The sequence below is a fragment of the Fulvivirga kasyanovii genome, assembly GCF_009711405.1.
In the GTDB taxonomy this organism is placed as follows: domain Bacteria; phylum Bacteroidota; class Bacteroidia; order Cytophagales; family Cyclobacteriaceae; genus Fulvivirga; species Fulvivirga kasyanovii.
Genome location: NZ_SMLW01000475.1, coordinates 1 through 12,774, shown reverse-complemented (window position 1 = coordinate 12,774; position 12,774 = coordinate 1). Strand labels below are relative to the sequence as shown.

14 protein-coding genes are annotated in these 12,774 nt (G+C 42.7%); 6 read left to right on the top strand and 8 right to left on the bottom strand.

All coding sequences use genetic code 11. The annotated features are described in order from the left end of the window. Nucleotides 1–5: 5 nt before the first annotated feature. On the bottom strand, nucleotides 6–755 hold the full coding sequence (locus E1163_RS08760; RefSeq protein ID WP_155171061.1) for a hypothetical protein: 750 nt from the start codon (nucleotides 753–755) through the stop codon (nucleotides 6–8). Nucleotides 756–813: 58 nt separating this feature from the next. On the opposite strand from E1163_RS08760, the gene E1163_RS08755 reads away from it, so the two are divergent. Continuing rightward, nucleotides 814–1,293: an RNA polymerase sigma factor gene (locus E1163_RS08755; RefSeq protein ID WP_343033790.1), complete on the top strand. Its 480-nt coding sequence runs from the start codon at nucleotides 814–816 to the stop codon at nucleotides 1,291–1,293. Continuing rightward, nucleotides 1,293–1,883 carry a hypothetical protein gene (locus E1163_RS08750; protein WP_155171060.1) on the top strand — a complete coding sequence of 197 codons (591 nt, stop codon included), beginning with the start codon at nucleotides 1,293–1,295 and terminating at the stop codon, nucleotides 1,881–1,883. Before E1163_RS08755 ends, E1163_RS08750 begins: the two co-directional genes overlap by 1 nt. Here the strand turns inward: E1163_RS08750 and E1163_RS08745 are convergent. The 5 genes from E1163_RS08745 to E1163_RS08725 all read right to left on the bottom strand — a co-directional run bounded on the left by E1163_RS08745 (nucleotide 1,880) and on the right by E1163_RS08725 (nucleotide 6,057). Further along, the gene (locus E1163_RS08745) at nucleotides 1,880–2,557 is read right to left on the bottom strand and encodes a DUF3667 domain-containing protein (protein ID WP_185156025.1); all 678 of its coding nucleotides are present in this window, start codon (nucleotides 2,555–2,557) and stop codon (nucleotides 1,880–1,882) included. The genes E1163_RS08750 and E1163_RS08745 overlap by 4 nt on opposite strands. A 561-nt stretch (nucleotides 2,558–3,118) precedes the next feature. Then, nucleotides 3,119–3,877, bottom strand: coding sequence for a LytR/AlgR family response regulator transcription factor (locus E1163_RS08740; protein ID WP_155171058.1), 759 nt, complete (start codon nucleotides 3,875–3,877; stop codon nucleotides 3,119–3,121). A gap of 2 nt (nucleotides 3,878–3,879) precedes the next feature. After that, nucleotides 3,880–4,902 (bottom strand): sensor histidine kinase, encoded by a 1,023-nt coding sequence (locus E1163_RS08735; protein WP_155171057.1) that lies wholly within the window; start codon nucleotides 4,900–4,902, stop codon nucleotides 3,880–3,882. A gap of 25 nt (nucleotides 4,903–4,927) precedes the next feature. After that, nucleotides 4,928–5,623: a DUF2306 domain-containing protein gene (locus E1163_RS08730; protein WP_155171056.1), complete on the bottom strand. Its 696-nt coding sequence runs from the start codon at nucleotides 5,621–5,623 to the stop codon at nucleotides 4,928–4,930. Between the two features lie 2 nt (nucleotides 5,624–5,625). Continuing rightward, nucleotides 5,626–6,057 carry a DUF2141 domain-containing protein gene (locus tag E1163_RS08725; protein WP_185156024.1) on the bottom strand — a complete coding sequence of 144 codons (432 nt, stop codon included), beginning with the start codon at nucleotides 6,055–6,057 and terminating at the stop codon, nucleotides 5,626–5,628. Between the two features lie 118 nt (nucleotides 6,058–6,175). On the opposite strand from E1163_RS08725, the gene E1163_RS08720 reads away from it, so the two are divergent. Beyond that, nucleotides 6,176–6,700, top strand: a complete 525-nt coding sequence (locus E1163_RS08720) for a DinB family protein (RefSeq protein WP_155171054.1) — start codon at nucleotides 6,176–6,178, stop codon at nucleotides 6,698–6,700. A gap of 94 nt (nucleotides 6,701–6,794) precedes the next feature. On the opposite strand, the gene E1163_RS08715 is transcribed toward E1163_RS08720, so the two are convergent. Continuing rightward, entirely contained in the window at nucleotides 6,795–7,433 is a 639-nt protein-coding gene (locus E1163_RS08715; RefSeq protein WP_155171053.1) for a hypothetical protein, read from the bottom strand. A gap of 51 nt (nucleotides 7,434–7,484) precedes the next feature. Then, the gene (locus E1163_RS08710; RefSeq protein ID WP_155171052.1) at nucleotides 7,485–9,638 is read right to left on the bottom strand and encodes a TonB-dependent receptor; all 2,154 of its coding nucleotides are present in this window, start codon (nucleotides 9,636–9,638) and stop codon (nucleotides 7,485–7,487) included. Between the two features lie 124 nt (nucleotides 9,639–9,762). Here E1163_RS08710 and E1163_RS08705 point away from each other — a divergent pair, with 124 nt between their 5' ends. The 3 genes from E1163_RS08705 to E1163_RS08695 all read left to right on the top strand — a co-directional run bounded on the left by E1163_RS08705 (nucleotide 9,763) and on the right by E1163_RS08695 (nucleotide 12,665). Continuing rightward, nucleotides 9,763–10,500: a class I SAM-dependent methyltransferase gene (locus E1163_RS08705; protein WP_155171051.1), complete on the top strand. Its 738-nt coding sequence runs from the start codon at nucleotides 9,763–9,765 to the stop codon at nucleotides 10,498–10,500. 33 nt (nucleotides 10,501–10,533) lie between these two features. Then, nucleotides 10,534–11,271 carry a TerC family protein gene (locus tag E1163_RS08700; RefSeq protein ID WP_155171050.1) on the top strand — a complete coding sequence of 246 codons (738 nt, stop codon included), beginning with the start codon at nucleotides 10,534–10,536 and terminating at the stop codon, nucleotides 11,269–11,271. A 95-nt stretch (nucleotides 11,272–11,366) separates the two neighbouring features. After that, nucleotides 11,367–12,665: a sensor histidine kinase gene (locus tag E1163_RS08695; protein ID WP_155171049.1), complete on the top strand. Its 1,299-nt coding sequence runs from the start codon at nucleotides 11,367–11,369 to the stop codon at nucleotides 12,663–12,665. The last annotated feature ends 109 nt before the right edge of the window (nucleotides 12,666–12,774 follow it).

Here is a 12,774-nt window from a genome sequence, read left to right as displayed (position 1 = left end):
TAAATTTAATCCCTGCCCAGCATTTGAAATTCAGGGGTATTGATGATGTCTTTCAGAAAGCATTTTTTGCTGGCGGCAGCTCCACTTACGGAAGGTTTGCTGCATTGGGAAATATCCATGCTCATATCCTCTGTCAAAATTGCGGAGTGATCATCAAGAGGCTCAAAACCTGCGATAAGTCCGTTAAGGTCTTTCTGAGAAGTGAATCCATACTGCCCCGACCTGCCGGAGGTATCAATACTCGCCAGTTCAGCAACTTTCTTCAGGTTCAGATTGACCTGTCTTTTACCATCGGAAGACTTCCATCTGCCCTTGATCTCTTTGGCAAAATTGTTATCCTCCGAAATAAGTTTTGCTTCTATGGTGGCTATAAACTGATTTTCTTCATCAAAAATAATAAGGCCGATAGCACTTTTATCAGAAGCCATTCTTCCACTAAAGGTGTAAAGGCCACCCGTACGCTCTACAATATATGATCCTGAAACCGTGGGGCCGTTGATCTGCAGGTTAAACTCTACCTTTTCGGTATTCCCTAAATGCCCGCTATAATAAAACATGCGATTGGTAGCCCCTACCTCATCGTACTGAGCCACAGATATATTTGTAACCAGCAATAATGTACTAAACAGGGGAAGAATGAATATTTGTTGGAACCGGCTCACGAGCGTATATTTAACATGCAAATTTATGACAAAATAACGTACTTCAAAATTCGTGCTAAGAGCATCCCTCCTACCCGTGGGATAATTTAGCATTTTTTTGTAAGAAATAGTTCTCCTAAGACACTATTAAATCAAGAATCGTTGCAACAAGGTGAAACTGAAAGAAAAAGAGTTTTTAGATCAGATCGATCAGCATCAAAATATTGTGCATAAGGTATGCAGAATGTATACTGACAACAGGGATGATCATGAAGACCTTTTTCAGGAAATCCTGTTACAGTTGTGGCAGGCATACCCCAGGTTTAAGGGGGACTCCAAGCTTACCACCTGGATGTATCGGGTGGCTTTGTACACTGCCATCTCACGGCATAAAAAGAAGCAGCGGATAGTCAGTGAAGGCATTGACAGTAAGGCTTATGAATATTATGAAAACAACGACCCTTACCGCTATGAAAACCTGCGCATGGCCATAGATACACTATCGGAAACGGACAAAGCCCTGGTAATGCTCTACCTGGATGAAAAGCCGTATAAAGAAATAGCAGACATTATGGGCCTCACGGAAACCAATGTTGGCGTCAGGCTCAACAGAATAAAGAAAAAATTAAAGGAAATACTGGTAACAAGATAATGGAACTCGACGAACTAAAAGAGACCTGGAAAACTTCAAATCCTGTACATTACAGTAGGAAAGAGCTTGATAGCATCTTTGAGATCAAGACCAGGCGATCCTTGAAAAGTATTAACCGGTCTATGCTAAACGATGCTTTTTTAATGGTGCTGGCCACGGCAGGGTTTATCACTATCACCTTCATACTAGGCCTTAAAAGCAGGTATGTGATCAGCGGGGAGTTGGTACTCGTAGCCATCCTGCTTGGTATCCATTACAGGATCAAATACCTGACCATCAACAAAATAAACCTCAACCAGAACAGTATTAAACAGGCCATTTCGCTGATCATTAAAAAGGTGCGTGTTTATCTGGTGCTTTACAAGATACTAACCCCTCTCATAGCCGGCGGTCTGTATTTACTTTATGAAGCCAACGCACATTATTATCAAACAGGTTCATATTCACTGGCTGATCCTGTTTTCAGTTTGAGCATAGCAGCGGGTATAGCTTTATTGGCACTTGCTTTAACGCACCTGATTACCAGGGCCATGTATGGAAAGGAATTAAGGCGCCTACGGCAGTTGCACGATGACTTGTCCGTCCTCTAATGCTTCCTTGGAAACATGGCCATAAAAAGCTCCTTATCAATAACTGCCAGCAAAACAGCAAAGGCTACTATGACAAAACCAAAAAATAAAAAGCCGAGTAAATAGCTTAGTAAGCCCTTAGCAAAATTTGCAGCTTTATTGCCCTCGTAAAAACTGGTACAGGCAAAGGCAAAATATAAAATGGTGACAAAGAAGACATAGCTATTAACTGATACTCCGAAAACCACATATACCAAAAGCGTCAGAAAAGACAAAACCAACGGGTGTGCATGGGTATAAAAAATCAAAACGGAGGTTTCCAGCAAGTTATATCCTTTTTTTCTAAACACAACATAGGCACCCAATGAAAAAAAAGGGATCAGCCCAAAGGACAAAATCTTCATGTTCCCCATCAGCATTTTTTGGAACCCTTCTGCTTCAACAGCCTGCGAGGTTTCACTCCGCCACATGCTACCAACATCTTTAGTAAACGCGACCATGTCCACATTGAACATGGAGATCGCCAACACATAAACTGTACTCAGAATAAACAGGTAGCCCACCGGATTGATATATTTAACACGGTTTCCCTTAATGAAAGACTTAACTACACGTCCCGGTCTGATAGTCAGGTCCTTTACCGTTCTCGCAAATTTATTGTCAAGCCCAAGAAGTCTTTGGTTTAATTCTGACAATAAAACTTTCCATTTAATCCGGTTCACATCAGCCTTCTGGCCACATTCGCTACAGTAGGTAGCTTTAACTTCAGCGGAACAGTTGATACAGTGAGATATGGGCATTTTTTCCATAGACATCGATAAAACAAAATCAAATATAGTTGATAATTTGATTTTGTTACTATGTTGGGAAAAAACTTAAACCTGTGAAGCAAACGGATTAAAAAAATGAAAGACTTGCAACATGATCATTGAAAATCAGTATAAAACCTCCATTGATATTTCACATGTTTGCCGACTGCTTTTATCAACAGGCTGTCCAATACAGAGGAAAAAATACTTACCTTCAAAGAAATTTAGCTTGATGCTCATTACCTGGGATCAAACGTTAAACCTTTGGAGTAAAATGGATTTGAAAGTAAAACAAGTAAAGTGAACTTGCCACTGAAAATCAGCTAAACCCGCTTATTGTTATCATTATACGAGTTGCCTACTGCTTTTGCCGATTGCTGATTAACTACTGTCTGTCAGCAAAGAGGTGAAAATTTAGGCTCTCCCCCAGAAATTCCGATTGATCCATTACCTGTCCAGCCAGCTTTTGAAATCGTTCACCCGCTCACGGCTTACAATCACATCATCATCATTACAATGCTTCAAAACGATCCTCAACCGGCTGTTGGAATAGCTGATGATGTCTTCAATTGCCTCTAATGATATCAGGTACTTCCGGTTGATCCTGTAAAACATTTCAGGGTCTAACATGCCTTCAACCTGCTCAAGTGAGTAGTCCAGCAGGTAGTTTTTTGCATCATTCACACAACAAAAAGTGGCTTTGTCCCTGCTAAAGAAGTACTGGATCTCATCCACGGCAACAGACTTGATGTGCTCTCCTACCTTAATCACAAATCTGCTCTTATACTTATTGGTGAGCATGGCCATGGCCTGGTTGATCTGCGCCAGTGTATTGCTTTGCGGCTGATGGTTGTTGGACAGGCGATCCAGTTTTTTAAAAGCTCCTGCAAGCTCGTCTTCATCGATCGGTTTCAGCAAATAATCTATACTATTGACTTTAAACGCTTTTAGTGCATATTCATCAAAAGCCGTGGTAAAGATTACCGGCGCCTGGATATCTACGTGTTCGAATATTTCAAAACTTAACCCATCTGCCAGTTGAATATCCATAAAAATAAGCTCCGGCTGATGCGATTGCAGCCATTTTATGGCTTTTTTCACAGAGTCTATCTTGTCCAGAACGTTGATCTGGTCATTGTAGCTTTTAAGTAATCTTTCCAGCCTCGAAGCGGCCGGTTTTTCGTCTTCAATTATTAGTATATCCATAGCTATTTCAGTAATGGCAGGCCAACGGTAAATTTGTGGTTGCTATCATCTATTATAACGGGCTTTTCTGTAAAAAAAGAATATCGCGCCTTTATGTTAGCAAGCCCCATCTCTGATGAATCGCTTTTTATGATATTCTTTTTTTGAAGGTTGTTGACTACAAAAAGATACCCGTCTTCCTGGTAGATCTCTATTTTCAAAGGTTCATCTTCTGAAATGATGTTGTGCTTAATAGCATTTTCCAGTAACATCTGGATACTGAGCGGCGGAATCTTAAAGCCTTCCGTTTTCATGCTTTGCTCGGCCACCAGCAGACTGTCACCATACCTGATCTTTTGCAAAAAGAGGTAGGATGCAGCAAATTTCAGTTCCATCTCAAGCTGTACCAGATCTTTGTCCCTGGACTCCAATACATACCGGTACACATCAGAGAGCTTCTTGATAAACTTTGCTGCCTGGTCCTGATCTTCATACACCAGGTTGGTGAGCGCATTTAGGCTGTTGAACAAAAAGTGTGGGTTTACCTGGTTTTTTAGGGATTCATACTTAGAGCTTATTACTTCTTTCTTCATGCGCTCACTCTCCACTGCCAGCTCCCGCCACGACTTCAGGAAAGAAACACTATACAGTACCAGGGAAATCAACATGGTAAAAACAACGGAGTAGGTAAGCGTAGTCCAGATGTCTCCCATTGATATTCCAAAACCATCTTCCATGATATAGAAAATGCATGTAATAGCCACACAGGTATAAACTGTATGTCCTAAAATGCCAACCAGAAATCTTTTTACCGGATACTTGACCCAACTGTAGTGTTTATCCGTAAAGTCAGCAACAATGGAATTGCCCTTCCATAAAATAATCCAGCAAATGGCATTTATGCCCAATGCCCACCATACATATTTTGGATTTTTGAAGCAATTAGGGCAACTAACATAGGTAAAAGGTATGCTTACCAACACGATAGTACCTATCTCTTTTGCCTGCCTATACCAGAAGTTTTGTTTAGAAAGTGTGCCAATCATAAGAAGGTGAAATTATCAAAATATTTTAAGACTCGGCTTTTAAGGTCATTAAATCTTCGACCTTGCGATTTCTACTGATCTTCTTTTTGTATTTATAGGTAGTATAGGCAATCACCGGTGCACCGGCAATAGAAGGCCATATCCATTGCCAAAGCTCTGGCATAAATGAAAACACCTGTGAAGAAAATGCAGTAACCGCTGCAATATAGCTTCCCAGCATGCCTCCGAGATGCTCAAATAGCCACGCATTTCTGTCTTTATTGTTCAGGAAACGTCGCAAATTGCCCGAGGCTACCACCAGTCCTCCAATGCCAAACCCTATGGCAAGGTATGCATAGAAACCCAGGTTTCCACTTATGGCCTGAATGATGCCCCACGCAGTAAACGCCAGATTAAAAACCAGTGCAATGGTAAGGGCTGCCCAATCCAACATCCCGGGGCTTGTGCCACTCCCCAATTTTTTAAGGTACAACCAGCGGTAGCCGCTTACCACCCAATAGTAGCTAAATACTGCGATCATCAGCAAAAACGGGATCCATTTAAAAATAGAAAGTACAAGTGCCGTAACAAAAACTACTGTCATAGCCCAAAAATACGCTTTGCCCCATTTGCGGTGTGCCTCCCCACCTTTGGTTGCCACCATGGCCACCGGTGCAGCAACCAAAGCCACACCACCCGACAGGATATGAGCCAGCAATATGCCATGTATAACAGCTTCCATTTTTATAATTTAATATTGATCACCGTATCATCTGCCACTTGAAAGGATGCATCACTATATGATGCAGGGCCAAACATGTTTTTTGCATTATTGGAGAAACCATACTTCTCAGTTGGCCCCATCATGCCCATATCCAGTTCGCCATTATTGTTTTTGTCATGGATCACCGCTATTGCATAAGTGCCCGCGGGCAAATCTTCGATAACGAATGTCCGGTTGTTATCAGTGGCCAGGTCGATGTGTAAAGTTTTAACCTCTTTCTCCAGCCACTGGCTTTCCGAGTTGTAGAGTTCCAGTTGGAGCTTACCTGTTGATGAAATGTTGCCTTCGATCTTAACGGTTAAGCTTGCCTGCTTTTGCTTCTCCTCCGTCTGTGCTTTAAGGTTTACCTCACTAATAAAAACTACTAAAATTGCTAAAATAAATCTGCTCATGGTCATCTTGATTTTTGTGTTAAACATGATGTAAAAATGCATGTATCAGCCACCAGGATCAAAAAATAACTACCGGGCTGTAGAATCCGTATGATGAACTGTAACTTATGATAACCCAATGGAATTTAACCTGAAACAATCGACTGAGCTACTTTCCAGAACTCCCCTGATCCTGAATGCCTGGCTACAGGACCTGCCCGCCGACTGGACACACAAAAATGAAGGTGAGGATACCTGGAGTGCATTTGACATAGTAGGCCACCTGATCCATGGAGAGAAAACAGACTGGATTCCCCGTGCGAAGCTGATCATAGAAAACGGTGAAGACAAACCCTTTGAACCTTTTGACAGGTTTGCCCAATTCAATAACAGCAAAGGCAAAACGCTGAAAGACCTGCTCACTGAATTTGAGCGCCTTCGCCATGAAAGTCTTAAGACACTAAGCGCACTTCCGGTTGAAGAAAACCTGGATAAAAAAGGAAGGCACCCCGCTCTGGGCAGTGTTACCTTAAAGCATTTACTGGCTACATGGGTTGTGCATGACCTCAACCATATTCACCAGATGAGCCGCGTAATGGCCTTTCAGTACCGCGATGAAGTTGGGGCATGGCGTGAGTATCTTGGTGTGGTGAGGTCGATATAATGGGAGCGGGCATTTGGTGAAAACAAGTCTCAAATTTTAATATTAAGGAAAGTTCAAGCCCTTAGCACAGGCTTGAAACTACCCCCAAAATACTCTACTGACACCTTTCCATAGCCGCTATGGCGCCTCCCTTTCCCCAGGCAGGCGCCAGTGGGTTGTCAGACACATAAGTATCAAACTTTTCAACGGCCAACTTTAATTTTTCGCAGGCCTCACCGGTGTCTGACCCGAAAAACTGTGCGGTACCATACTCCATCTGGCCCATCAGGTACAGGGCACGGGGGTTGTCCGGATTGAGTCCCACTGCCTTACCAAAAGCCTGCATAGATAAGCCGGAGTATTGAGCGCCCCGGGCAGCGGGATCTACAGTCACCCTGAGCATGTGCACAAAACCTTCAAGGGCTATCAGCTCCGATTCCTGCGGCACAAGTTGCTTACCACCGTTGATTTTCTCCAGGGCGAGGTCGAGGTACTTATCTTTAACGGTGGCCTCTTTGGCTTCTGTTGCCATCATAATATATCCGAACCCTGCATAATACAAGGGTTCCCATTTGTCTTTCTCCATAGCGGCAATACGATCAAACTTATTGATCACCTCCTGGTACTCTTCTATGGTTCTTGATGCGTAGAGTTTACTGATGTTTTCCTGCATGGCCTCTTCATACTTTGACGGGGCAGCATGGCTTATGTGCATGGCAAAAAACAGGGTCGCGATTAAAGTTAGAGTTTTCATAATGATTACGATTTTATTGTTTATAATAATTTGATTATCAGTAGATTTCAATTATAGTGTAGGCAACTGGTTGACTGATTTGTCCTTTGATAAGGTGATAAATACCCCGAGGAAAATAAATCTCGATGCCGGCTGTTTAACGGCCCTGAGTACGTATTGCCCGTTTTCATCGGTTTGTTCACTACTTTCATACCCGAAGATGTTGTCAAGCCCTAATACATTGGTTACCGAGCCGTGGATGATGATATTCGACTTTAGCAGATAGCTGGCGTTCAGGCTCAGGTCATGATAGTCTGCGGTCTTTTCAGAGTTAAAAGTATCAAGATTAGGATCGTTAAAAGGCCGTCCGCTACTGTAGCTGTAGGTACCTCCTACCTGCGTTTTCAAAGCGTTGATAAAATATTTGAATACTGCAGAAAAGTTGTGTCCGGATGCAAAGGAAGGTACAGCCGCATAGGGGAAATTGCGATAGTCCCTTTCTGTGTCGAGGTAAGAATAGGACAGCCAGTAATCTACTCCTTTCAGGCTTTTGTTGTCTCTCCAGAATATATCTATTCCTTTTGCATAACCATTTCCATGGTTATTATAGCTTTCCGGATTGTCGGTTTGGGTAAACTTGATCAGGTTATCATAATTTTTGTAGTAAGCTTCGATCCTGAAAGTCCTTCCATCTCCCTCTCTTTGATAATTGATAATATAGTGGTCGGCCTCTTCATCTTCAAGATCATTTTTCACCCTCACCAGATCATTTCTGCCGGTTTGGTTAAACTGGCCATAGGCCACGGACATCTGGCTGTTTTCCCCGGTTTTATAAGCTACCGACAGCCTTGGCACGGCATAAAACCTGTCCTGCATCCAATTATACTCGCCTCTCACTCCTGCCCGGGTCACAAAACGGTTGGAAGTGTACAAGTCAACCTCTGCAAAAAGGGCTGTCAGTCCCTGGTCAAAACCCAGTTTACCATCCGGCAGGGCTGCATACTCAAAGGCATAGTTCCGAATAAAGTGCTCCCCTCCCATTTGCAACGAAAACTTCTCCGAAACATCATTGGCCACTACAGTTTTTAAATGTACTCCCTCTTCCCTTTCATTATTTTTCACCCCGTTGAATTTGATCCTTTCAATGCTGTTGGTATAAGAAACCCCTGAACGCACGCTCCATTGATCATTGATTATGCTTTTCAACGAGGAGTTGATGTACTGATAGTTGTTGGTCAGGTCTATCTTATCTTTTATGGACCCATCTAAAATCGTGGGCTGGTAAATTATAAAGTCCGACCAACTGAAATTGGAGTATAGCTTAAGCTCATGTTTCGTATTCAGCTCCTTTCTCAGCATAAAGTTTCCTTCCATAGATTGCGGGGCACGCTCCCAGTCCAGCCTTTGGCTCACTGCTTCAAAATAGGGCGTCAGGTTAGTGTATTGCAGTTTTCCTGCAAAGGCCCCGGCATTAATTTCACGGGTGTGTGAAACATCGGCGCCAACAGTCATCAGCGAGATATCTGTCCTTGTCTCATCAGGTACATCTTTGCTTTTGAGTACAAGGGCAGAAGAAAGCGCCTGTCCATACTCCGCCGAATACCCACCGGTGCTAAAGCTCGTTCCGCTAAACATGAAAGGCGAAAACCTGCCACGCCCCGGAGTATTCGGCGCAGATGAAGAATACGGGTTTAGCACCTCAATACCATCAATGAAAGTCTTGGTCTCGCTGCCTTCCCCACCGCGTACGAAAAGCCTGCCGGTTTCCCCTACCTTTTGCGTGCCTGGCAATGTATTTAAAGCTCCGGCAACATCCGCAGTAGCGCCGGCTGTAGTCACTATGTCCAAAGGCTTTAACACTTCACGGCTACTCTCCTCGCCGGCAGTAAATGAGCCTGCACTGATCACAACGGCATCCAGACGGTCCACCTTTTCCGTTAAAGCTATAGTCAGGTTTATATTCTCGCCGGACAACTCAATGCTCGTTTCGTAAGTCTCATAACCTATAAAAGTTACGCGAAGCACCTGCGCGCCTTGCTCAGAAGTTGAAAACTTAAACACCCCTTTTACATCGGAAGAGGCACCGTCATAACTATCCACTATGAAAATATTGGCCCCGATAACAGGTTCTCCGCGGTTATCTGTTACAAGTCCGGAAATTTCTGTTTGCCCGAAAACCGTAGTGGCCGTTAATAATAAAATGAAAATGGTAATTGTATCTCTCATGGTTGTTTTGCTTTGTGTTTCTGAGGCTAAATTGCCTTAAGCTGTTACCTATTGAAAAAAAGTGTTACCGAACCGTAGAATTACCGGGAAGAGTTGATAATTTTAATAGAAGAGCAGATTGACCATGTCCGTAAAAGATAACTTTTCAGAACAATCAGAACTGTATGCAGCATACCGCCCGCATTACCCGGCTATGCTGTTCAATTACCTTTTTGATAATGTTAAAAGTTTTGATTGCGCCTGGGACTGTGGCACGGGCAATGGCCAGGTAGCCTACCAACTGGCACGGCGGTTTAAAAAAGTGTATGCTACGGATATCAGCACAAAGCAACTGGACAACGCCATCAAAGCTCCGAACATTCATTACATGCAAGCCCCGGCAGAAAAAACCAGTATACCTTCTTCCAGTGTCGACCTGGTGACTGTGGCGCAGGCACTCCACTGGTTTGAGGTGAAGTCATTTTATAATGAGGTTAAAAGAGTGGTCAAACCCGGTGGAATACTGGCATACTGGGGATATAACTTATTGCAGGTAGCCAAATCGATTGATCCCCTAATTAAAAATTTCCATGACAACATCGTGGGAAGTTACTGGGACCCGGAGCGCAAAATCCTGCTAAAGGAATATGCAGATATTAATTTTCCGTTAAAAGATCCGCACCAAACTTACTTTCATTATACTGTGCAATGGAGCTTAAAGCACTTAAAAGGCTATCTGGAATCATGGTCTGCCGTACAGCATTATATACGACAAGAGCACAGCAACCCGGTTGAACCCCTGATCGACCAGCTTCAAAGTCATTGGAGAGATAACCAGGTGGTTACCTTTCCTGTTTTCCTTATACTCGGAAGGGTCGGTTGACCTGAAAAAGAAAATTCTTATATCTTTGAAGCCATGGAAATATTTTTACTGCCAGAAACCTGGGTTGCGTTGCTCACCCTGACGTTCCTTGAGATAGTTCTTGGGATTGACAATATCATTTTTATTTCCATTGTTTCTAACAAACTACCTCAGCACCAGCAGGCAAAGGCTAGAAACATAGGGCTTTCCCTGGCACTGATATTCCGGATCGGCTTATTGCTGGGGATTACCTGGATCATCACTTTCACAGAGCCTCTGTTCACATTATTCAGTATTGATTTCAGTGGACGTGACCTCATTCTTCTGGCCGGGGGTATCTTCCTTATTATTAAAAGTACGCTGGAGATCCATGAAAAAATGGAAGGCGAAGAACATACCGGTTCAACCAAAACTGGCGGCACTATGCTTTCCGTAATTTTTCAAATCATACTGCTCGACATCATCTTTTCTTTTGATTCAATACTAACGGCTATTGGTTTAACTGACCAGCTCATCCTCATGATCATAGCCGTGATAGTATCTATCGCAGTGATGATGTTATTCTCTAAAAAGATCAGTGACTTTATTGGCAAACACCCTACGTTGGAAGTATTGGCTTTATCATTCCTCATTCTAATAGGGTTTATGCTTGCTATAGAAGCGTTGCATTACCATGTGCCTAAGGGATATATTTATTTTGCAGTGTTTTTCTCCCTTGTGGTTGAATTTCTAAATATGAAAATGAGAAAAAGTAAAAATCCCGTGAAGCTCAAAAAAAGATTGAAAGAATAAAAAAACATCATTTCATGGTTTTACCTAAAGTATTTTTTACCTTTTAGGTTACCATAAACTGAATGGTGACATAAAATTTAATATTGCAAACTTAAATGAGCAAATTTAAAGGGGTCTTAAAAGGCATTCAAGATGCTAAAAAGGACATTTTCGATCTTATTGATAGAATAGAAGAAGCCGCTCTTCAGGCGGACGGAAACCAAATACTTGAGATAATAGAGGCATACAAAGAGAAAGTGGCTTTTAATATTACCTCGGTAGAAGAGCAATCCAAATCTTTGAAATCTGAGTACAACGAAACGCTGGACCTGAAAACCCAGGAGTTGAAAAAGGAGATCACTCTGCTCAAAAAAACCAATGAAACGGTAGTTTCTAACAACTACCTGCTGGAATACAAGAAAAAAGACCTGATGCTGCTTGCGGATAACCTGGAAGAGGCTTATGAGGAAATCTCGCAAAAGAATGACGAACTCCGGGAGCAAAAGAAACAGATATCTGAGCAGACAGAAAAATTGCGGGTAGCCCACGAGCAGATCCTAAGAAAAAACAAGGAACTGGAAATGCAGAAAGAGTCCATCATGGACCAGGCAGAATACCTCCACGAAGCCAATAAGACTATCTCGCAAATGCATGCCGAGGTAGAAAAGCAAAAAGACGAGATCCTGAAAAAGAATAAGGAGCTCATTAACCTCAATAACGAAAAAAATAACCTGATAGGCATCGTTGCCCATGACCTCAAGAGTCCGCTCAACCAGATCAAGGGATTTACCACCATCATCAAATTAACCGCCAACCTGGATGATGACACCCTGAAATACCTGGAAAGTATTGAAGTAAGTGCCAACAGGCTCAATGAAATGATCGGCAAAATACTGGATATTGAAGCCATAGAATCTAGAAAGCTCAACATCAGGCTGGAGGAAACCGACCTTTCGCAGGTATTGCAAGAATGTGTGTCGCGCTATAAAATCACGGCAGCAGAAAAAGCAATCACTATCGATGAACAAATCGACGATAATGTGCGCATCCTCATTGATATCAGCTTCATGAACCAGGTCTTTGAAAACCTGATCTCAAATGCCCTTAAATTTTCACCCGTCGACACAGCGATCTCCGTTAGCCTGATACAAAAAGATGATAGAGTCATTTTTAACATCACCGACCAGGGCCCGGGAATAAGCGACGAAGACCAGAAAAAACTATTCGGCAAATATCAAAAATTAACCGCACGGCCTACCGGCAACGAAACATCAACCGGCCTCGGTCTCTCCATCGTAAAACAATTTGTAGAAGCCATGGGCGGAACGATAAGGTGTGAGAGCACCCTTGGAGAAGGCACCTCTTTCATTGCCGAGTTTAAAGCAGTAGTACCCGAGCCAGATGAGAGTCGTTAGATGTGAGTATTCAGTATTTTGGAGACAATTGGCAAGGCAATAGCCAATAGGAAAAGCAATAGGCAATTAATACTTTATAAAAAGTAAGAAACTGTAGCCAATGGTAAAA

Excerpts from the sequence above, each read along its gene's own strand:
- E1163_RS08700 (WP_155171050.1), top strand. The coding sequence starts at position 10,534 with ATGGAAATATTTTTACTGCCAGAAACCTGGGTTGCGTTGCTCACCCTG.
- E1163_RS08705 (WP_155171051.1), top strand. The coding sequence starts at position 9,763 with ATGTCCGTAAAAGATAACTTTTCAGAACAATCAGAACTGTATGCAGCA.
- E1163_RS08730 (WP_155171056.1), bottom strand. The coding sequence starts at position 5,623 with ATGGAAGCTGTTATACATGGCATATTGCTGGCTCATATCCTGTCGGGT.
- E1163_RS08710 (WP_155171052.1), bottom strand. The coding sequence starts at position 9,638 with ATGAGAGATACAATTACCATTTTCATTTTATTATTAACGGCCACTACG.
- E1163_RS08725 (WP_185156024.1), bottom strand. The coding sequence starts at position 6,057 with ATGAGCAGATTTATTTTAGCAATTTTAGTAGTTTTTATTAGTGAGGTA.
- E1163_RS08695 (WP_155171049.1), top strand. The coding sequence starts at position 11,367 with ATGAGCAAATTTAAAGGGGTCTTAAAAGGCATTCAAGATGCTAAAAAG.
- E1163_RS08760 (WP_155171061.1), bottom strand. The coding sequence starts at position 755 with ATGCTAAATTATCCCACGGGTAGGAGGGATGCTCTTAGCACGAATTTT.
- E1163_RS08720 (WP_155171054.1), top strand. The coding sequence starts at position 6,176 with ATGGAATTTAACCTGAAACAATCGACTGAGCTACTTTCCAGAACTCCC.
- E1163_RS08740 (WP_155171058.1), bottom strand. The coding sequence starts at position 3,877 with ATGGATATACTAATAATTGAAGACGAAAAACCGGCCGCTTCGAGGCTG.
- E1163_RS08715 (WP_155171053.1), bottom strand. The coding sequence starts at position 7,433 with ATGAAAACTCTAACTTTAATCGCGACCCTGTTTTTTGCCATGCACATA.
- E1163_RS08735 (WP_155171057.1), bottom strand. The coding sequence starts at position 4,902 with ATGATTGGCACACTTTCTAAACAAAACTTCTGGTATAGGCAGGCAAAA.
- E1163_RS08750 (WP_155171060.1), top strand. The coding sequence starts at position 1,293 with ATGGAACTCGACGAACTAAAAGAGACCTGGAAAACTTCAAATCCTGTA.